Origin of the sequence: Palleronia aestuarii, assembly GCF_003253995.1 — a bacterium.
GTDB classification, from domain to species: Bacteria; Pseudomonadota; Alphaproteobacteria; order Rhodobacterales; family Rhodobacteraceae; genus Palleronia; species Palleronia aestuarii.
Genome location: NZ_QKZL01000023.1, coordinates 1 through 19,931, shown reverse-complemented (window position 1 = coordinate 19,931; position 19,931 = coordinate 1). Strand labels below are relative to the sequence as shown.

Below are 19,931 nucleotides of genomic sequence, written 5' to 3'. Positions count from 1 at the left end.
CGAGGGTTCGTTTTGCGTGTTCAGGTCTTCGTCGTGCCGGAATCGACGCGGATGACGCCCATCATGCCCGCGGCCTGGTGCTCAAGAATGTGGCAGTGGAACATCCAGTCGCCCGGGTTGTCCGCGACGAACGCGATCTCCACCCGTTCCTCCGGCGCCATCAGGACCGTATCCTGCCATTCGCGATGGCGGGTCGGTTGGCCGTTTCGTGCGATCACGCGGAAGGAATGGCCATGCAGGTGGATCGGGTGCGGCCAGGCGGTGCGGTTATCCATCTCGAAGATCTGCGACGATCCGAGCGGCAGGGTCAGCAGCGGGTCCATGATGTGCCCGGTCGCAGCCACGCCGTTGATGAACCACATATTGCCCTGGCGCATCTGGCCCATCATCGACCCCATGGCATCACCCATCATCATCTGTCCCATCATCCCGCCATTGAAGACGATCCGATGGCGGGCGGCCGCGGCCACGTCCGGTTCTGCCAGCGGGTTCGGCGGCAGAACCATCGACCAGTCCGGCACAGAAGCGCGCAGCATGTCCGGGTCATAGGCGAGATCGACAAGGCGATATTCCAGACCGTCGTAGAAGACGTCGGTGACGGTCTCGACCGCGTCGGGCCGCCCGGTCAGGTCGAGGACGAGGTCGAGCCGCATAGCCGGACCGATCACGACGATGCCGTCTCGTGGGGCATGCGGCGCGACGGGCTGCCCGTCCATCGCGACGATGACGGGTTCGAGGTCGCCAAAGTCCAGGCCGAAGATACGGGCATTCGCGGCATTGATCAGACGCAGCCGGAGGCGCTCTCCCGACCGCACCGCGATCCGTTCGGGTATCTTGCCGTTGATGGTTACGGTGTTGCCGATCCGGCCGCCGTGCATGGCGTCATGCCGGCTGCCGAAATCGTCGGCCAGTTGACCGTCCTCGGTCATCCGCCAATCGTCCAGCATCCAGGTCAGGTCGCGATCCACACGGATCGGATTGGCCTCCTCGACGATCAGCGGGCCATAGAGGCCGCGGCCGACCTGCTCGAAGCTGCGTTGATGCGGATGATACCAGAACGTGCCCGCATCAGGCGCATCGAACGCGTAGAGAAACTCGCCGCCCACCGGGATCGGCGCCTGCGTCAGGTGCGGCACCCCGTCCATCGCATTGGGTGTGCGGATGCCGTGCCAGTGGATCGTGGTCTCCTCATCCAGCCCGTTCTCGGCCATGACCCGGATCCGGTCGCCCTGCCGAACCCGTATCTCCGGCCCGGGGACGATCCCGTCATAGCCCCAGATATCGGTCGAGCCGTAGGGAGCTGAGCGCAGCCCGGCTGTTCCAGCTGCTGCACGAAGTCGGAGCGGGCTACCGGACGTATCAGCCCACGCTGTACGCATCGGAGACAGCAGGGAGACGGAGGCGAGCGCCGCGCCGGCGCGGAGCAAGCCTCGTCGTGAAATCGGTCCTTGGCTGGTCATCGGAACTGTCCTGATCTGAAGGAATGGCGCTTGGCCGAATAAGGCCAGCGCACCGCTCGGCCCTTGCATCGTGCTAGGCCGGAATCGCGTTCAGACGGGCAGTTTTGGAGGAAACGGATCGAGTGACAGGAAAATGCCGGGGAGAATGAGTTGTTCGCCTTCGGTGTGGAGAGAACCGAGTGCTATGGGGAAGACCCCCGAGGAAGTCTCGGGAGCTGTCAGGGCTGCGGACCCGCTCGCTCCACATGGAACAGGACATCCGCCCTCACAAAGGATGCCGTCGGCGAACCCGGTGGAGACGCAACCGTCACAACTCCGGTCGGCCACCTCACCAATATCCATCTGGAGCATCGGCAGATCGTTCGCGGTCGCTGACGACCTTTCAGGCGCCCACAAGGCGGTGAAGGAGACCGCGAGAATGAGAACGAGGTGAACGACACGACGCATGCATACACCATGCAACCTTCCAGTAGGGGGATGCCAAGCAGCTGCTGTTCACATCACTGCGAGGTACGTCGACCGATAACGATGCGCGCTAGTCCGTCGAACTGGACCGGCACTCAAGTAGAACCAGCTGCAAGGAAACTGAGGTTCGATGGCCGCCGTCCCTCGGAAATTGCCAAGAATACGCAGGGGCCGAAGCCAAGCGAGCCGCAGAATTTTTGGAGACTGCGACGGCGGCGACCGGACTGTCCGTCGCTTGGTAGACCAGCGTCGACATCCCAATTGCACTGTCTGCATCCGCCGATCTCACCTGAATGCGGTGTCTGTGGCTGCCATGGGCCAGAAGCAACGGCCGGGCGTCATGTCCCGCTCCAATTGACGGGTTCGACAAACAAACCGAACCAGACGGACCAGATTCCGAGCCCGATGAAGATCGCGCCTAAAAACCATCGACGCGGCCGTAGCCAATCGGCAAGCCGATCCAAAGGCCTGGCAAGGCCGGGAACGACAGAGAGCGGCAACAGTGGGAGCGACAGCGCAAAGGCGAAAGCCGCCATCATCACGAAGCCGGTCAGAGCCGACCCGCTTACGGTTGCGGCACCCATCAATCCAAACAGGATCGGGGCTGCGCAGGCCGGAATGTTGAGCCCGAACGCCAACCCCTGAACGAGCGGGTTGGACGCCACCTTCCAGCGCTCGGGCGCGAACCCGATGCGGTGGCGCATCGATCTGTCCCATCCCGCGAAGATCGCAAAACCGAGGCCAAGATAGATTACCCCGAAAATGAGCCATGCGCCGGTCTGAACCCCGATAAGGCGCTGACCCAGCACGACGATCATACCGCCAAACCCGCCCATTATGACGAGCCGCGCCAAGAGGAAGATCGCCGCCGCTCCAAGCCGCCGACCCATCGGTCGAGCCCTCTGGCCTCCCAGAAAAAGCATGTGGGCGCCGATCGTGCAGGGTTCGATGAAGCCGAGCAGGCCGAGGCCGAAGGCAAGCAGCAGAGTCTGGTAGGAGAGGTCCATAACTGCCTTTCATCGGCGAAAAGGTTGGCGTGCGGTAGTAGACGCGCGTCTTAAAGCGTAATCCGCCCTAAAACGATGAAAGGGCGCAGAAGCAGGCATTGGTGCTCGCGCTTTGAATGCCCGGAAGGTCCGCCCGCTGCGGTCGTCTCGGCCGACCGCAGCGGGCGGACCTTCAGGCGGCTTCTCGATCAACGTCCGGCAGATAGACCTCCGCGATTCCTCGCGCGCCGTCGGCGCGCCCGAGTTGCACGATCATGTCGATCGAGCCCTCGCAATAGCGCCGAACCTCCTCGAAATTCATGTTGATGCCGACCGACATGACCATGAGCGCAAGCCGGTCGATCGCCTTCCGGGCCGTGTTCGCATGGATCGTCGTGAACGAGCCGCTGTGGCCGGTGTTGATCGCGTCGAGGAACGTCTTGCACTCACCGCCGCGCAGCTCGCCGAGAATGATCCGATCGGGCCGCATCCGCAGCGCGGCTTCCAGAAGACGGGCGGGTGACTTCTCGCTTCCCTCCGCGCGGTCTGCCTTCAGCATCACGCTGTTTTCCTGCGGCGGGAAGAGCTCGTAGGCATCCTCGATCGTAATGATCCGCTCCGAAGGATCGACCAGCTCGAGAAGTCCGCCGGCGAAAGTCGTCTTCCCGGTCGATGTCCCGCCACTTACCATCACGTTCAAGCGGTTGGCGACGCACATCTTCATGGCGTCCCGAATGGCGCCTTGTGCAACCGCCTGGACGACGGCGCGGGCCTTCTCGCGACGTTGCTCATCGAGATCGACGAGGCCACCATGCAGGAGCTCGAACCCGTCGAGGCCAAGCCGCTTCGTCTGATACCGGCGCAAAGTGATCGAAGCGGCACCTTCCACCACAGGTGTGTAGATGACCTGCGCTCGTATCGGCATCCCGCTATGAATGATCTTGCCCGAGATCAGCGGCTTCTTCTCGCTGATCTGACCGTGTGTGCCGCCCGCGATCGCGCCCGCCAGGTCCTTCGCCTGGGCTGGGGAAAACGTCACACCGTCGAGCCGGACCATATGGGCGCAGCCCTGCCATTCGACCCATACCGCGCCATCGGGGTTGATCGCGATCTCGACCAGCTTCGGGTCCGTCAGCGTGGCCGACAGCGGTCGAAGATACGCGGCTAGAAACGTCTGGTGATCGGCAGGCGAAGTATTCATTCAGAAGAACTCCAGGTCGCGATCAACGATGACGGTAATTGAAGCCCCGGGCTGGATCGAGATTTCCTGCGGAATACGCGCGTATTCGCTGGCGACGGATTGCGTCGTTCGCGAAAAGTCATCGGCGATGTCCTCCGCAACCTCCGCTCCCACTTCGGTGTCCGACTGCGCTGCCGCCAGCGTCGGTCCGGCGCCCACGATCGAAAGCAGGGCAGCGGACCCGAAACGTAGGCCGAAGCGCCGGTTCACATCGCCTGTCACGCCGGACCGCCCTTGGTCGTCGGCCCCGAAGGACGCCATCTGTACGGACTGGCCGTCAGGCGTCACGATCCGCGACCAGCGGATGAGGATGCGGCTCTGCCCGAGTGCGAGATCGGAGCTGTAGGAGCCAAAAAGACGCGAGCCCTGCGGGATCACCACCTGCGACTGGTCGAAGCTCCAGACCGGATAGTTCACGACAGCCGAGACCGGTCCCGGGATGTCGGACGAAATGGCCGTCTCCATTGTCGCGGGGATGATCGTTCCCTGAAGCACCGTGCTGCCTGGGTTGGCAATCACTTCCGCGGCGGCCGTTTGCACCGGCTCCAGGGCAGCCGTCACGAAGTCGCGTTCGAGATCGTCACGCGACGGGGCGCGCAGGGCCCCGCCGGCGCTGCCTGCCGGAACAGCCTCATTCCCATCTGACGGCGCACCACTGGTTCGCCCGCCAGCATCGAAGATAAGGCCTTCGGATTCGATCCGTGCCTGCCGCGCCTCCTCGGCCTCAGCGCGGCGCGCTTCCAACTCGGCCCGCCGCTGCGCCTCCAGTTCAGCCTGGCGATCGCGCTCCTGCTGTTCGGTCAAAGCGGAGTCGAGTCCGCGCTGAAACTGCTCTTCGAGCGCTTGGTTCTCGCGGCGCAGGCTCTCGATCGATTGCGACACCGAGTTGAGCTGCTGACGCAACGTGGCCGCCTGCTGTTCGGCCGTTTGACGAGCCGATGCGGCGTCGGCCTCCCGCTGGCGGTCCTGAAGCTCGGCCTGCTCGATCCTGTTCTCGAAATCGCTCCGCAGCGACTCGATCAGGTCAGCATTCTGCCGCTGGATGTCCTGGAGAGCCCGCGCCAGCTCGGCCGAATTATCGTCCGGCTCGCGACCGGCCAAATCCGAGAGCTGCTCGCGGAGTCGCGTCACTTCGGAAGCCAGATCCTCGTTCTGCGCCTCGATCGCCCGGCGCTGCGCGTCGAGCTGGGCCTGAAGCGCGCCGCCGTCAAACGGCTCGGGTTCCATCACGACAATCTCCGGCTCTCCGTCCTGCTGCGGATTTGTCTCACTCAGGTCCATGTCGCCGAAGCCGCGATCGTCGTCGGCCTCCTGAAACTCCTCGGTCTCGGATGTCTCGATCGAGATGGTTTCTTCGCCGGTGAGATATGGCCATGCCACGAGCGCGAGCCCTCCGATCACCATGGCCGAGACGACGAACGCCGACCCGCCGGACATGCGCTGGCGCGGCGAGTCGATCCGGTATACCGGGCGCGATGGGTTCTCTGATTGCTGCGTCTGATCGTCGTCGGGGCCGGCCATGGTCAGAACTCCTTCGATCGGAGGTAGGCGACCGTCGTCGGGTCGGTCTCATAGGTGCCGCGCACCCGCCGGACGCAGACGTATTCCTCGCCAAGCCGGACTGTGTAGGCGTTCCTGACGCCGTCCACCCGCACGATATTGCCGCGCGTCGCGCTGTTCTGAGTGATCTCATAGCCCTGCGCGTTCAGCCCGAAGACAGAGGGCCGCACGTTCCCCCGGAACTCGAAGAACGTCGACCGCCCGTCGTTCCAGACCCGAACCGGCGTGATCTGGCTCCGCGTGTCGCCGGTATACTGGTAGGCGGTGTCACGCGGCCCGAGCGTCTGTGCGCTCACGGTCTTCAGACCCGAACGCGGCCGATCGTCGGGGAAATTGATCGCCACGCGATAGGTCGGCGTGCCGCTGCGCCCCTCGGTAAGCTGGAAGGCGATGGCCCGGCGAGCCGTGTAGATCGTCATGTTGGTGGAAGCCCGGGCCGTTACCGGCTTGATCGAGACGACGTTGCGGTTCGATAGAACTTGCACCTCGAAGCTATCGCTATCGCCGAGCAGGACCTGATTGATCCGCTCGCCGGGCCCGAGCTCAACAGCCGTGTTCACGAGGAGGTTGGTGTCGATGCGGATCACGTCGCTCGGCGCGTAGAGGACATTCCGTACCCGTGCGTCCTGACCCATCGTCGTCGGGGCGCGTTCGGCATGCGAAACCATCGGAACGACGAAGGCGAAACAAAAACCTAGAATGAAACTTATGGTAATTTTCATCCGTTGCTCCCTCCGTTCAGCGTCTCCGCATCGACCCTGTAGGACGTGACCTCGAAGCCGAGCGGGTTCTCCCAGACCCGCTCGAGCGAGCGTTCCTGCCGAGGCCTGAAATCAAACTCGACGGTCGCCACGAAGGACTGGCGCACCGTGTCTCGGTTGGGGCGCTGGAGGATCTTCGTGAATCTCACACGCGCCACTTCGGGCTCGAAGAAGGTGATGCTGCGAACTTCGACATCGACTTGGGCGCCGGGTCCGTAGACGCGCGGCGGGTAGCTCTCGCTGTCCTCCGACCAAAGCTCGACGAGCGTGCGGCGCGCCTGACCCGCGGATCGGCGCCGTACGCTCTCGAGCCGTTCCTGAATGCCCGCCCGGAAGTAGCTCTCGCGGTCGTTGACGTAAGCCACAAGCAACGCCTGCTTCATTGCCTCGGCATCCTCGATGCCGGTCGGCTGCACTTGATAGATGCGCTCTGCGGCGCCGGTCGTACTGTCCACCAGGACAGTGAAGACCTCGGTGCTGCGAAGCGGCAGAAGAACGACCAGGACGATCGCAAGAAGCACCGACACGATCACGGAGCAGCCCGCCACGAGCCACGCGATCCGAGCGGATCGCCGGGGACCGGTCACGAGATCAATGTCGAAATCGCTCATTGCGGCTTACCACCCTTCATCTTGCCGGCAAGCTGGCGTGCGCGGGCGGCACCGCTCACGATGCCGGTGCCAGTGTAGTTGCCGATCCGCGCGGCGCTCGACGAGCGGTCGGACACGCCGAGGCCACGCGCACCTGCCGTCGCACCGCGTCGGAAATCGTCGGTGCCGCGGATCGCGCCGCCGGCCCCGCGCATGGCCCGGCTCATGCTTCCGGTGAACCTGTCGTTCACGCCGGCGATCCCAATATTCGTGGCCGCGAGACTCGACGCGAAACCGGGGATCAACGCCATCAGGCCGGCCCCCAGGAGCATCACCACCACGAAGGAGATCACGTCGCCGATCGTCTCGGCATCCGACAGGTCGCTCGGCGCGACCGTCTCCCCGGCCGCGATCGTGAAGCCGGCCATGGCCGCCACGAAGAGCGGAACGAAGGCGAAGCCGAGCGCGAGCTTCACCCATGCCTCGAAGACGGGTGCCGACTGCTTGAACATCGTGCAGCCGATCGCGACCGGCGCGATCGCCAGGAGCACCGCGATCATGATCTTCGCGGCCGAGAGGATGATGATCGTCGCGACCGCCATGAGCGCCGCGACCAAGAACATCAGGACCGCCGTCATCGGCCCCGCGAAGAGGCCGCCATTGTCAGCGATCGCCTCGCCGATTTCGAGGCAGCTCACATAGAGATCGTCGAGCCCTTCGTATAGATTGGTCGCTTCGCCCCCGCTCAAAGCTGAAAGCATTCCCGCACCAACCGCCGCAGGTCCTTCCGTGAGCGCCATATAGACGGGTTCGAGATTGCTGAAATCGAGGAAGATGTTGATGAGCACGAGCCGCAGGAGCAGCCCGAGGATGGTCGAGGGCGCCAGCGCCACGGTCATCGTGATGATGTTGATGCCGACCAGGGCGACGATCAGAACGGAGCTGGTGGCGACGACCGGCTGCACCATGTTCGCGATGTCAGCGTAGGTATCGCCGGCAACGCCGACGACGACACCATCCACCATATCAAGTATATCGTTGATAACCGCCATCCGTCAGTCCCCGCACTGACGGTTGCGATAGGCGATGTAAGGCTCTCTGATTTCGCCCCGGATACCATGATACCATTCGCGGATCGTTGCGAGATCATCTTCAGTCAGCGCCTCCGGCGACTTTCCCGTCCGTTCCCGGGTGAACTCGGCGAAATCCATGAGCTCCGAGAGACAGCCGCAATAGCCCTGCTCCATCGCAAGCTGGCGCAGCCTGATCCCGTGCGCCTGCTTGGCCATGCCCCAGCGGAACGGGTGCTCGAGGGCACCCACCTTCGGCACCACGGGCTGTTCGCAACGGGGCGCGCCACCACGCGCTTCGATCGTCAGCCCGCGACTCTCTGCTTCCTGCATCAGTTCCAGGACGCGGGCCTCGTCGCTGGCGTCGATCGCCTCCTGGAGCGCATCGAGGACGCCCGTGTCCGACAGGTCGGACGCTTCCTGCGCCGACGCCGACACGGCCATCAGCGTCATCGCCACCATGGCAAGGATTCTCATCTGGATCATGGCGTCACTCCTCCGCGCCGCTAAAATCGAAGAACGAACGGGCGCGGGCCTGCTCGGCCGCGAAGTCGATGCCGCTCTGACCCTGCGCGAGACCCTGTGCCGCGTTGAGCCGCCACATCTGCCCGAGCATGAAATTCGTTTCGGCCGCCATCCGCGTGTTGAGGTCGATGGATTCCTTCAGCGTCTCCTGGTTGGCGATCTCGTCGACCAGCCCGTCTACCCGCTCGATGCTCTGGCCCGCCTCGTCGTAGGCAAGCTGCGCGGCGGCGATGCCGGTGGCGTTTGCCGCGGCCGTCCGCGCGATGATCTCACCCTGCGGGTCTTCTGCGTTGTTCAGTGCGTCCAGGCGCTCACGGGTGAAGCCCGCACTTTCCATGGTCTCCTGCAATGCCTCGGCAGCGCGCTTGTCGCCCATGGTCACGTCGCCATCGAGAAGACTGTCCACGAGGCTGTCGAAATCGCCGAGTTGAACCGCGCGCAAAAAGCCGTTCATGTTGGTGATCTTCGCCGCGCGGGACCGCAGGTCCTCGGCGCTATTGTAGAGCGACCCGATCTCGTTCAGTCCGCTGATCGAGCCCAAGATGCCTTCGAGGTTCGTGATCTGCTCGATCTGCAACTCGATCTGCCGGCGTAGCTCCTCGATTTGCTGGATCTGGTTGTTGGCGTCGCGCAGCGCCGCCTGAAGCTGCTCGATATTCTGCGCCAGGTTCGAGCCGTCGATGACCGGTACGCCCTGGGCCGCGGCCACGCGGGGCATGAAACCCGGGCTCGCCCCTGCCACCGAGATGAGCGCGGAGGTGGCGAGACCGGCCAGGAACCGGGACATGCGTTCAGCCTTCATCGATGAACCTCCAGAATGTGGACTTGGCCAGGGCGTCGGCCGCGTCCGTCAAGCCGCGGGCGGCGTCGACTTTCGCGTGCGCCGCGCGCAGGCGGAGCGTCAGCGCCATGAGGCGCGCGCGTTCGCCGAGCATGTAGGTGTTGAGATCGACCGCTTCCTTGGCGTTCGACGGCGCGCCCCTGTCGAGCAAGGCCGCGATGCGTCCCATGGCCTGATCGACCTGCCCGCCGACATGGCCTCCATATCCGACGGATGCGTCCGACCAGTTGCCCCAGGCGGCCGAAGCGCCATCGAAGCCCGCAAGCGAGCCGGTCATGTCCGCGCTCGTGATCTGGCCCAGATATTCCTCGTAATAGCCCCGGATGCGGCGGACGTAGGTCTGGGTTTCCTCGAAGGGCGGAATGCCTCCGTATTCGATCACGCGGCCGGGCCCGGCATTGTAGGCCGCGAGCGCATGGTCGACGCGCCCGAACCTTTCGAGCTGTGCGAGGATGTAGCGCGCGCCCCCGTCGAGGTTCTGCCACGGATCGCGCGGATCGACGCCTAGGTCGCTCGCCGTTCCCGGCATGAGCTGGCAGAACCCGCGCGCGCCCACATGGCTGACGGCGGCGTTGTTGAAGCGGCTTTCCTGCTTGATGAGGGATTGGAAGAGGATGCGCCACGTGAGCGGGTTCAACCCGCCCGCCGCCACGCCGGGATGGCCCTGATGCCGCTGCGCGACCGTGATGATCATCCGCTCGACATCCTGATCCTCGCCGAACAGGCGTTCGGCATCGGGATGTGTCTCGACGGCGGGATAGGTCTCGGCCGCGCTCGCGAAATCGCCCGCGCCGTCCTCGAACCCGCTCAGGTCGGTCGCGCCGGTCGTCTCTTCGAGAAAGCGCGCATAGGCTTGCCCCTGGTCTTCATGAAGCTCTGCCTGGCGCGATCGCGCCGTCAGCTTCTCGGTCTGAAGTCCGAAGTCCCGCGCATGTTCTTCGACACGCGAGATGGCATTGGCCAGGGCCGAGCCGTCGATGACCGGCACGCCTTGCGCGGCCGCCGTGGAGGCGGTCACCACGGCCGCGACGGCCGCCCGGATCATGCGATCAGAACGACCGGAAATCGCAATCATGGGCCACATCCTCGGTCGGAGCCGATGCCACGGGATCGGCTAGGAAGGACACCGATCGGGTCACGACCGCACCGCGCTCGAAGCACGGGGAGCGGACGCCCGTGGAGACACCCGCGCAGCTTGCGAGCGCGGCGAGCGCCATCAGGGCCACGCAAAGGCGTGTCGTCATGTCATCTCCTTCCAAAACTCAGGGGTTTGCCGCCACTCGATGGGCGCGCGCTCGTCGCCGGTCTTCCCGCCGCCGAGGACCGTCACCAGGCCGCCGAGGCCCGAGAGGTCGGTGTTGACGTAGACGCTATCCGGCCCCGACCGGAGTAGCGCCAGGCGCTGTCCTCCGGTCGGCCCGGACAGAAACTCGGCCTCGCGCTCGTTCAGCCGTAGGATCTTGTAGTCCTCGGGGTTCGCGCGAGGGTTTGGGAACAAGAGCTGAGTCGCGACGCTCTCGGTGATGATCGTGCCGACCGAGCTTTCGACGAGATGCCCCGGCGTTTGCGTCAGCATCATCACGACGCAATTCCGCTTCCGCATGGTGACGAGCCAGTCGTGAAGGCGCTTCACGAAGATGTCGTCGGCGAGCATCTTCCAGGCTTCGTCGATGACGATGATCGTCGGATGCCTGTCCTCGACCACACGTTCGATCCGCCGGAAGAGATAGGCCAGGAGCGCGCTGCGTTCGGCGTTCTGATCCAGAAGCTCGGTCATATCGAGGCCGACGACATCCTCGCCGATGGAGATCGACTTCCGGGCGGGCCGTGCGAAGAGCCATCCGAAACGGCCCTGCGCGGTCCATTCCCGCACCCGCGTCACCAGATCGCCGTCGTCGTCGGTCGAGGCGACGAGGCTTTCCAGCCCCTCGAACGTCCGAAGCTCCGTCTCCGCGCGGGTGATCTGGCGCACGGCCTCGTTCAGAGCCACGCTCTGCACCGTGTCGAGTGGTGCCGTGCGGCCGAGAATGTCCGTCAGCCAGTCCGTCAGCCATGCGGCCCCGCGCGCATCGGTCTCGGTCGCGAACGGGTTGAACCCCGTCGGCTCGCCGATCCTGATTTCGCTGTAGGAGCCGCCGAGCGCCCGCACCGCCATCTCGAGGCCCTGGTCCTTGTCGAAGACGATCAACCGGGCATCGGCCCGCCTCGCCTGCGCCATGAGGAACGCCGTCGAGATCGTCTTGCCCGAACCCGTCCGGCCGAGAACGAGCGTGTGGCCCACGCTCGGCTCCTCGCCCGCGCGGCCCCGTTCATGAAAATTGAACCGGTGGAGCGTGGAAGAGACGGTCGGGAACGCGGTGATGCTGACGCCCCAGGGGCTCTCATCAGGCGCCCGGCCGCGGCTGGTGTTGTGCAGCGCCGCCAGCTCCGCAAAATTGTGCGCCGAGACCAGCCCGTCGCGAATGCGATAGGGCCAGTTGCCCGGAACCTGCGCGAAATAGAGTGCCTTGGCCGCCCAGCGTTCGCGGACCATCACCGCACCGGCCTCCTGTGCCGCGCGCCAGACCTCCGACGCCGCATCTTCCAGCTCCTCGGGGCTGTCGCAGAAGACCTGCACCGAGCAATGATGATCGCCGAAGCTCGTGCGCCCGGACGCCACGTCGTCGGCGGCCTGCACGAGCTGTTCGGTCAGGCTGATCGCCGCGTCCTCTGAGACGCCGCGCTGCCGGTAGATCCGCGTGATCCTCTCTGTCGCCTCGTTCCCGCGCCGGGGAATGAAGGAGTTCGTAACGGTCACATCATAGGGGAGCTGCAACCCATCCAGCATCGTGGGCCAGGTTCGCGCGGGGTAGCTCTTCATCCCGAAGATCGCGCCGAAACGCGTCTCCATCCCGTTCTCGAGCACCAGCGTTCCGCTCCGGAACGTCACCTCGAAGTTCGTCATGGTCTCGGCGAGAAGCTGGCCGGGCTCGGCGATCACCTTGCGGTAGCCGTGCCCCAGGACGGACCCAAGAAGCGATAGCCACTCCCCGTCTGAGACGGCAAGGCGCCGGAACCCGTGGGGCGCGTAGATGCCCCGCACGAGGTTCAAAGCCTCATCGAGCGCCGCCGTGCGTGCCGTGATGTCCCTGCGGAAGTTCTTCTTGCCGCGCCCGGGCAGGAAGGTGAACCGGTCGGCAGCGCTCTGTCGGATGACCAGCGTGACCATAAGGACGCGTGCCTTGAGCGCGCGCCCCGCCAGCGTCGCGCGCCAGGCCGCATCGACCGACGCCGCGAAGCCCGCGCCGTCGATCAAAGGAAGGTCGGCCGGGTCCGGGCGGCTGACCTTGTTGACGTAGAACGCGAAACGCTCGCCGAGCTGTCCGACGACACGCGCGAACCCCTCTCCGATCTCGTTGATCGCCGCGTCGTCCGAGGTCATGCTGTCGATACCGCCGATGACGGCGGAGGCTATCAGATCGCCCTGCTTCGTCAGGATCACGTCGTCCCGCACGGCCGACACGAATGGCAGGTGCCGCCCGAACCGTTCCGACCGCAGGATCGCCGTGCCGAGCATGTCGGAGACCGCCGGACGCTCGGCAAAGCCGCGCAGGCCCTTAGCTGACATAGCGATCACCCCCGTTCTCGTCGTGGTTCGCCGTTCGGGGGGTCTTGGAGATCGTGACGTTGAGGATCTGAAAGAGGTGCGGATTACGGTCGGCCACGATCCAGAGCGGCGGATAGCCCACCACGAGGACCAAGAGCCACCGCATGTCGTCGAGCAGCACGAACGGAATGACGCTCGCGAAGACGAGCGACAGGAAGTACCCGATCGGCAGTCCGAAGATCTTTGGCGGCTTCGTCAGGCCCAGGAAGAGCGGTGTTTCGCGCATGATATCGGAGACCAGCCCTTCCGGGCTGGCCGTTTCTCCTCAGTCCGCAGCCGCACCAAAGCCGTCCACGATCGTCTCCGCAGAGAAGACCAGCACGACGCCCACGAAGATCGCGAGGAAGATCGGCCAGTTCAGGCGGCCGAAGAACATCATGACGCCCGCGCCGACCAGCGCGAGGACGGCGATGCCCCGACCGATCGGGCCAGTCACCGCGTCGATCACGGTGTCGATCATGTCGGAGACCGGATCGAGGTCCTGCGCGAGCGCCGGCTGTGCGGTGATCGCCAGAAGCGCCGCCAACCGGACGACCACGGGAAGGTTCTTCATGAGTTTTCTCCATTCAGGGACTTGCGGAAGATCGCCATGACCTTGCGGACATGACCTTGGGTTTCGCGGTAGGGCGGCACGCCGGAATATCTCGCGACGGCCTCGGGGCCGGCGTTGTAGGCCGCCAGCGCGAGCTCCGGCGACCCGAAACGCGCGAGTTGCGCCAGTAGGTAACGGGCCGAGCCGTGGAGGTTCTGCTGGGGATCATACGGATCGACGCCGAGCACCGCGGCCGTCTCTGGCATGAGCTGTCCCAGACCGATCGCGCCGACATGGGAACGCGCGCGCGGGTCGAAGGCGCTCTCGACCGCGATGTTGGCCCGGAAGAACATCATCCATTCGGAGGCCGACAGCCCCGCGAGACGCAGGCCGTGATGGCCCATATATCCGCTCGAGACGTCGGTGATCATCGCTTCGATCTGGCGATGGCCACGGGGCATCCGCAGGGCGGCCGGTCCGGAGGTCGAAACGACCACCTTTGCCGGCGGCTCCTGTTGCCCCGGCGGCGGTGCGTCGAGGTCCATGACAGCCCCGGCGATCCGCACGGAGTTCGGTGCGTCGAGATCGATGACCGAATCCGGCCGAACCGGGCCGGCGTGAAGGATCAGCGCCGCGACAAGTCCGCTAGACGGTATGATCCTCTGGTATCTTGGAAGTGCCAAAGCGCCAGATCCCCCATTTGCCCGCTAGGACGGGGAAGGAGATCACGTGCAGGCCCAGTTCGAGTGCGAAGCTGGTGAGCCCTTTGACGGTCTTGAAGATGCGCGCTTCGAGATTGCGACCGGTCACATGAACCGCTCTTTGCACGTCACCATCGGGATCGAGGGCACAAACGTAGATCTTCCATCCGCCTCTATGCGTGTTTCCGCTCGGCTCTGCCGCCTCCACGCATTCGACTTCGATCCACGCCCCGTCCTCGATCGCCGGCTGAATGTGCGTCGCGAGGATCACGGGATGTCTCGTCTCTCTCACTGTCGTGTTCCTCTCCGACATCTGTCCGACGTCATCGAGGTATCCAACTTCTGAAAGTCGCGGAATAGGCGGTGTTGCGTCTCGTGCTAGTTGTAAGCGCTAAGAACGTCCTACCGCAATAGGCAGTTTTTTGCCACGTAATATACGTCTTGCTTGCGTCGGCGTCTTTCCGCCGCTAGCGTGGAGTCTCAAAAACGATGGTTTGGAGAGATGTGAGAAATTTCGTTCAAAACCTCTTGCAGGCCGGGGTTATGATACGTTTCGCACAACAAGGAGGTTTTGAGACGGTGGCCATCTTGGGATACGCCCGGGTTTCGACGGCGGAACAAAATCTGAAAAGCCAGGTGGACATCCTCACACGCGAGAGATGCGACCGAATTTACACCGATACAGCGAGTGGCTCTACCACAAATCGCCCTGGTCTTAACGCGATCTTAACGGATGCTCAGGAGGGCGACACGATCGTCGTTGTCAGCCTCGACCGGTTCGGCCGGACCGTGGTCCACCTTTTGACACAGATCGAGGAATTGGCCGCGCGCAAGGTCGGTTTTCGCTCCATGCGGGAGAGCATCGACACGCGCAGCGCCGCCGGCAAGCTGACGTTGCAGCTCTTCGCCGCCTTGTCGGAGTTCGAGCGAGCGCGAATCCGTGAGCGGACTCTTGCCGGTCTTGAATCCGCCAGGGCCGCCGGCCGGAAAGGCGGACGTCCATCCAAGATCAATTCAAAGCTCCAGGCACGCGCGCAGAAGATGGTCGATGCGAAGATCTCGAAAGAAGAGATCGCGCGGGCGCTGCAGATCAGCAAGGCGACCCTCTACCGGATGCTTCAGAGCGCGGCACGGTCACCGGAATGATCCGGTTCGTCCCCTTGGTTCTGCTTATTCCTGCTCTCGCCAGCGCGCAGACGGGAACGACCGCGATGGACTGCGTGCCGCCGCTCATCCCGCAGCTCACCGCGTCCGACGAGCTGATCCGAGACTACGGGCCCGAGCTCCGCGCGGAGTTCGACCAATATTTCGACGACGCCCAGACCTACATCCGCTGCCTTCAGGCAGCGAGCGACACGGCGCGTGCCGAGGTCAGTGAGGTCCTGTCCGCCTACGCAGCGATGTTCCCAAATCAATAAGGATGCAATAAACACGTCATGCGCGTAATACGTATCCGATAGCGCGAGAGACCCGCCATGAAGTCCCTCCTAGCCTCTGTTGCCATCGCCGCTTGCAGTGTCCTGCCGTTCGGAGCCGCGCCGGCCGCCGCTTATCAGATCGACTGTGCCATCTTGCTATGCCTCGCAGGCGGCTGGCCGTCGGCGGGCGCATGTATCCCGGCACGCGCCGAGTTCATCCGCCGCATCACCCCCTGGCCGGTGGAGCCGCCACTTCAAATCTGGCGCTGCCCCATGAGCGCGGCGTTCGACGCACGGCCGGCATCGCCGCTGATCCGCCTCTACGACGCCGCCTACGCTCAGAGTGCCGTTTCGCTGGCACCGGCGCCGCGAACGGACGAGCCGACCCGCCTTCCCGCCCCGGCTAAGGACGCGATCCTCCACAACGTCGTTGGCGGGGGTGCTGACATCGACATCAGCGATCCGGTCTTCAACTTCGTGCGCTCGATCCGCGTCTTCGACGTCGACTGGTGGGAATACGATCATGAGAACCAGCATGGAGACCACGATTGCCGCCGCTGGAAGCAGCGCGTCCGGGTTGGCACCTACGGCCTTCAGGGCGACTTTTCCTGGCGGGACGGTGAACCCGGCGACGCCCAGAGCGGCGACGCCGCCTGGTTCGGCTTCCATACTCGCGCCGACAACTCTTGCTCTCATGCCGGCCGGTTCCGCGGCGTCGGCGTCGAGTGGCGCGACCATGAGGGCAATCACGGCTACGAGGTCGTTCGATACTAGGAATTGTGGGGTAGACCAACTGCCCACACCAGAATTGCCGCAGGCATCAAGAACCCTTAAGCCTGTGCAGTAACAAAAACGAGAATCACGAGGAGCAGAAACCACACCCCGAAAAAGCAAACCCCCCGCAAGGCGGCGACCAAGCGAGGGGGAGAGCTGTGAACCACGGGATTGGCGTCCCGAGCGGCCCTAACACCAATTTTCAGGTCCGGTTCTAGCACTCTCCCGACAACCCGAGCAAGTGAAAACCGCATCCGTGCGACCGGTTCTTCTTTGCCTGTTTGCGACCCGCCTTGTCCTGACGAGGCGAGAGACCATGAGCAGAAAAGGGCACAAGCCCACCCCCTCTACCCGAACCTTCGCGGCGTGGATTGAAGACCACGTCCGCCCCCTTCTCATCGCGAACTTCTCCCGACCCCAAGTTTCGGTCCTGATCGACCTCCTGCGCTTCCTAGAGCAGCAGCGGTACGACTTCTCGGCGGATCGCGCCTTTCAGACGCGGCCTCTGTCGAACGCGCGGATCGCCGACGCGCTCGCCGTCTCCGACCGAACGGTTCGGAGATGGTTCGCCCATCTCGAACGCCTCGGCCTGGTCGAGCGAGTCCATCGGAAGAACCCGCATCACCGTTACAAGAACCTGCTGAACCGCGTGCGGTTCTCAGCCTTCTGGGGATGGTTCCGGGAACGGCTGACGAAAGCTCCGGTCGCACAGTGTCCGCCCAATAAGAAAGATATGAATCATATCTCTCTAGGTGAGAGAAAATCCTGTGAAGAGCCGCCAGCTACATCGTCTTTCCCGACCGGAACCATTCGCTACGATGCCTACTGGCGAAATCTGGCAGAGAAGCATCTGCCATCCGGTAGGTGCCGTCCCGATATCAACGTGATCGCGCAGAGGTTCCGCGAGAACCTGCGATCGCACGCCATCGGTCTCGATCATTCCTCGATCACGGCACGATGGATCGCGTTCTGCAAACGGGCGCGGCCAGTATGACGGCTCATGTGTCATCAAGCGGCCCGGGGGCTGCGACATCACCCACCTTGCCTGGACGATGCCCTCCCCTATTCGGAGCGGCGATCATCTCGACGCCGGCGGCCTTGCCTGATCGCGAGAGCGAGCGAACAGCCCTCTCGTATCGTTCCCGGACGAACCAAAACCTCGAGACTACGCCGGTCTGCCATTCCTTCCGCACTCCACGAGGCTCCGTCCGCGGTGGCCGTCCTGGACCTTTCGGGCCCGTGTTTCCAAGGGATGAAACTTGGCGGGCAGCGCGCGCGACGGGCCTTGCCCTTCAAAGGGTAATTTCCCCTGTCCCCGAAGGGCCCATTCCTCGCGAGGCAAATTACCCTTTGACACCCGCTTCCTCTGCCCGGCCCGGGCAATTTCATCGAAACACGAACCCAGAAAGGACTGACAGATGGCTACCGAGAACTTGAAGCTCCGCGTGAAAGCCGGCGAGAAGGAAGGCAAAAACTACTGGGATACCTGCGGGGTCCTCTTCATCAACCGCAACGACGGCGGCGAGATCACCTCGATCCAGGTCCGCCACAACATGTTCCCCGGCGTCGAGATGGTCGCCTTCCCGAAGAAAGACGAGCCCGTCACCGAGTGACGGGCAGAGCGGGCCTCCGGGCCCGCTCCAGTCGCCCACCCGACGAGAGACCGCCGCCATGATTTATCCCGATCATCCCGAGCCGCGCCACGATCTCCCGGACCGCCGGCTCGTGGAGACGCGCAAGATCGTCAGTCCCGAGGGGCACACGATCCATTTGTCCATTGGCTTCGATCCAGCCGAGCCGACGCGGCCGCGAGAGGTCTTCTATTCGGCCGGCTTCCGATCCGGCAGCCAGCTGGAGTTCCAGGTTCAGGACGCCTGCGTGCTGCTGTCGCTGCTCCTTCAACATGGCCACCGGCCGGAAGATGTGGCGAAATCTCTCGCTCGCGCCGAACAGCCGGACCACTCTATCGCCTATGCCAGCGTCATCGGCCTTATCGTGGATGAGCTGACGCGCTGAGCATCTGTCGATCCGGAAGTCCGGATATTCCAGTCGCGCGCGTCATCAGATGAATGTCCTGTAGCGATGCAGAGCGGCCGCCGCGTGGACCAGGCCTTGCCCTTCCATCTTGCGTATGAGCCCGTCGGCATCGAATTGCGGATGCCGCAGGCGTTCTCGCATCCGGCGGATCGCTTCAACCCCGGCCGCACTGTCGAGGTCGAGGCAGTCGGCGATGAAGGCATCGGCAGTCACGGCCTCGATCTCCCAAGCTTCGAGGGGGTCGGCTGGGAAGTCCTTCACGTTGTCGGTGACGATCACGTCCACCTTCGCGTTGATCGCCGCGGCCAGGACATGCACATCGCCCGGATCAGGCAGGGCGAGATGCGCTTCGATTGTGCGGTCATGGAGCACCATGGCCTCCGGGAAGGCGGCGACCATCGCTGCGCGCTGCCGTGCCGTGTCTGCCTTGCCTTCGGTGATCCTCGCGATGGTCCGTTCCGTCTCGTCGAGGATCGCGTCGCTCCAGCGAAGGCGGAAAAGCCCGGCCTCGGCGAGGCTGAGGATCAGGTTCCGCCGCAGCGCGCCGCCGAGCACGCAGGCGTCGACCAGCGCCGTGAACTGGTCCCCGCGCCGCATCAGATGAAATCGGCATCCAAACGCGCGAGTTCATCAAGGGCCTTGCTGCGCTCGGCGTCCCGCCTGGCCCGGTAGGCGAAGAGATCCTCCGCGCGAACGCGTCGATGCCGTCCGACCTTGTGGTGCGGGATCTCACCCTCATCCAGCAGTTTAATGAGGAAGGGCCGCGAGACGTTGAGATGATCGGCCGCCTGCTTCGTCGTCAGCTCCGCCTCGAGCGGCACAAGCGTGAAGCCCCGACCGTCCGCGACGAGGCGCAAGAGCTCGAGCAGCGAGGCGGACAGGGCGGGCGCGAGCGTGATCGGCGTTCGCTGACCCTTCGCATCAGTCAACTCGAGCTCGACCTCGCCATTCTCCTTCGCCTGCGCGGCGAGGATGGTCAGCAGTTGTTCGGCGCCTTGCACCTCGATCTGGTCGGGCAGCCGGTCGTCGAACCGGTTTTGGCGCAACGCGGACATGACGAAAGCCTCCTTTGAGTGGTTCGACATATGTAGGCTTCCGATACCATAAACGCAATAAGTTAAATAAGTGCAACAAGTGCATCCGATGTGGTCGTTGGTTGCTGGTCAGCTGCCGGCCTCTCAGCGAGACCAGCAGACATCCGGCAAGAACACCTGGGCCCCTGCCGTCAGCCTATCGCCTGGCGGCACCGCGCTCTAGTCGGGCCGGGTCCGGCCCTCCCCGAGCCCCGACCCCCTGCCCTCCCTGCGGCCTGACGGGCGCCCGGC

24 protein-coding genes are annotated in these 19,931 nt (G+C 64.2%); 6 read left to right on the top strand and 18 right to left on the bottom strand.

Translation table 11 applies throughout. The features are described 5' to 3' along the window. Positions 1–20 precede the first annotated feature (20 nt). From LX81_RS17520 to LX81_RS17450, 16 genes are all read right to left on the bottom strand, one after another. The gene (locus LX81_RS17520; protein WP_111538604.1) at positions 21–1,460 is read right to left on the bottom strand and encodes a multicopper oxidase family protein; all 1,440 of its coding nucleotides are present in this window, start codon (positions 1,458–1,460) and stop codon (positions 21–23) included. 803 nt (positions 1,461–2,263) lie between these two features. Continuing rightward, the gene (locus tag LX81_RS17515) at positions 2,264–2,743 is read right to left on the bottom strand and encodes an urease accessory protein UreH domain-containing protein (protein ID WP_444543922.1); all 480 of its coding nucleotides are present in this window, start codon (positions 2,741–2,743) and stop codon (positions 2,264–2,266) included. Positions 2,744–3,104: 361 nt separating this feature from the next. Then, positions 3,105–4,112 carry an ATPase, T2SS/T4P/T4SS family gene (locus LX81_RS17510; RefSeq protein ID WP_111538602.1) on the bottom strand — a complete coding sequence of 336 codons (1,008 nt, stop codon included), beginning with the start codon at positions 4,110–4,112 and terminating at the stop codon, positions 3,105–3,107. Then, a complete protein-coding gene (locus LX81_RS17505; RefSeq protein ID WP_111538601.1) occupies positions 4,113–5,672 on the bottom strand; it encodes a TraB/TrbI/VirB10 family type IV secretion system protein in 1,560 nt (519 codons plus the stop codon). It abuts the gene before it with no gap. Between the two features lie 2 nt (positions 5,673–5,674). Beyond that, positions 5,675–6,433 carry a TrbG/VirB9 family P-type conjugative transfer protein gene (locus LX81_RS17500; protein ID WP_111538600.1) on the bottom strand — a complete coding sequence of 253 codons (759 nt, stop codon included), beginning with the start codon at positions 6,431–6,433 and terminating at the stop codon, positions 5,675–5,677. After that, complete coding sequence (locus tag LX81_RS17495; protein WP_111538599.1) at positions 6,430–7,083, bottom strand: VirB8 family type IV secretion system protein; 654 nt, start codon at positions 7,081–7,083, stop codon at positions 6,430–6,432. The genes LX81_RS17500 and LX81_RS17495 overlap by 4 nt, the downstream gene beginning before the upstream one ends. After that, positions 7,080–8,114 carry a TrbL/VirB6 family protein gene (locus LX81_RS17490; RefSeq protein WP_111538598.1) on the bottom strand — a complete coding sequence of 345 codons (1,035 nt, stop codon included), beginning with the start codon at positions 8,112–8,114 and terminating at the stop codon, positions 7,080–7,082. The genes LX81_RS17495 and LX81_RS17490 overlap by 4 nt, the downstream gene beginning before the upstream one ends. Before the next feature lie 3 nt (positions 8,115–8,117). Further along, positions 8,118–8,618 carry a hypothetical protein gene (locus tag LX81_RS17485; protein ID WP_111538597.1) on the bottom strand — a complete coding sequence of 167 codons (501 nt, stop codon included), beginning with the start codon at positions 8,616–8,618 and terminating at the stop codon, positions 8,118–8,120. Between the two features lie 4 nt (positions 8,619–8,622). Beyond that, positions 8,623–9,444 (bottom strand): type IV secretion system protein, encoded by an 822-nt coding sequence (locus LX81_RS17480; protein WP_211322809.1) that lies wholly within the window; start codon positions 9,442–9,444, stop codon positions 8,623–8,625. Positions 9,445–9,448: 4 nt separating this feature from the next. After that, complete coding sequence (locus LX81_RS23190) at positions 9,449–10,573, bottom strand: lytic transglycosylase domain-containing protein (protein ID WP_272939499.1); 1,125 nt, start codon at positions 10,571–10,573, stop codon at positions 9,449–9,451. Then, entirely contained in the window at positions 10,548–10,742 is a 195-nt protein-coding gene (locus tag LX81_RS21950; RefSeq protein ID WP_146259469.1) for a hypothetical protein, read from the bottom strand. Before LX81_RS21950 ends, LX81_RS23190 begins: the two co-directional genes overlap by 26 nt. Then, a complete protein-coding gene (locus LX81_RS17470) occupies positions 10,739–13,105 on the bottom strand; it encodes a VirB4 family type IV secretion system protein (protein WP_111538594.1) in 2,367 nt (788 codons plus the stop codon). Before LX81_RS17470 ends, LX81_RS21950 begins: the two co-directional genes overlap by 4 nt. After that, positions 13,095–13,370 (bottom strand): VirB3 family type IV secretion system protein, encoded by a 276-nt coding sequence (locus tag LX81_RS17465; RefSeq protein WP_036181923.1) that lies wholly within the window; start codon positions 13,368–13,370, stop codon positions 13,095–13,097. The genes LX81_RS17470 and LX81_RS17465 overlap by 11 nt, the downstream gene beginning before the upstream one ends. Before the next feature lie 39 nt (positions 13,371–13,409). Next, positions 13,410–13,697 carry a TrbC/VirB2 family protein gene (locus LX81_RS17460; protein ID WP_111538593.1) on the bottom strand — a complete coding sequence of 96 codons (288 nt, stop codon included), beginning with the start codon at positions 13,695–13,697 and terminating at the stop codon, positions 13,410–13,412. Continuing rightward, positions 13,694–14,221, bottom strand: coding sequence for a lytic transglycosylase domain-containing protein (locus LX81_RS17455; protein ID WP_111538592.1), 528 nt, complete (start codon positions 14,219–14,221; stop codon positions 13,694–13,696). Before LX81_RS17455 ends, LX81_RS17460 begins: the two co-directional genes overlap by 4 nt. 100 nt (positions 14,222–14,321) lie before the next feature. Continuing rightward, entirely contained in the window at positions 14,322–14,648 is a 327-nt protein-coding gene (locus LX81_RS17450; protein ID WP_234822677.1) for a hypothetical protein, read from the bottom strand. A gap of 308 nt (positions 14,649–14,956) precedes the next feature. Here LX81_RS17450 and LX81_RS17445 point away from each other — a divergent pair, with 308 nt between their 5' ends. The 6 genes from LX81_RS17445 (at position 14,957) to LX81_RS17420 (ending at position 18,585) form a co-directional block, all read left to right on the top strand. Then, positions 14,957–15,523: a recombinase family protein gene (locus LX81_RS17445; RefSeq protein ID WP_234822676.1), complete on the top strand. Its 567-nt coding sequence runs from the start codon at positions 14,957–14,959 to the stop codon at positions 15,521–15,523. Next, entirely contained in the window at positions 15,520–15,795 is a 276-nt protein-coding gene (locus LX81_RS17440) for a hypothetical protein (RefSeq protein ID WP_111538591.1), read from the top strand. The genes LX81_RS17445 and LX81_RS17440 overlap by 4 nt, the downstream gene beginning before the upstream one ends. Positions 15,796–15,852: 57 nt before the next feature. Then, positions 15,853–16,569 carry a hypothetical protein gene (locus LX81_RS17435; protein ID WP_111538590.1) on the top strand — a complete coding sequence of 239 codons (717 nt, stop codon included), beginning with the start codon at positions 15,853–15,855 and terminating at the stop codon, positions 16,567–16,569. A 316-nt stretch (positions 16,570–16,885) separates the two neighbouring features. Next, entirely contained in the window at positions 16,886–17,563 is a 678-nt protein-coding gene (locus LX81_RS17430; protein ID WP_111538589.1) for a helix-turn-helix domain-containing protein, read from the top strand. Positions 17,564–17,987: 424 nt separating this feature from the next. Continuing rightward, complete coding sequence (locus LX81_RS17425) at positions 17,988–18,182, top strand: hypothetical protein (RefSeq protein WP_111538588.1); 195 nt, start codon at positions 17,988–17,990, stop codon at positions 18,180–18,182. Between the two features lie 58 nt (positions 18,183–18,240). Beyond that, positions 18,241–18,585, top strand: coding sequence for a TSCPD domain-containing protein (locus LX81_RS17420; protein ID WP_111538587.1), 345 nt, complete (start codon positions 18,241–18,243; stop codon positions 18,583–18,585). Positions 18,586–18,630: 45 nt separating this feature from the next. On the opposite strand, the gene LX81_RS17415 is transcribed toward LX81_RS17420, so the two are convergent. Beyond that, a complete protein-coding gene (locus LX81_RS17415; protein WP_111538586.1) occupies positions 18,631–19,203 on the bottom strand; it encodes a PIN domain-containing protein in 573 nt (190 codons plus the stop codon). Next, positions 19,203–19,661, bottom strand: coding sequence for a helix-turn-helix domain-containing protein (locus LX81_RS17410; RefSeq protein WP_111538643.1), 459 nt, complete (start codon positions 19,659–19,661; stop codon positions 19,203–19,205). The genes LX81_RS17415 and LX81_RS17410 overlap by 1 nt, the downstream gene beginning before the upstream one ends. Positions 19,662–19,931: the final 270 nt, after the last annotated feature.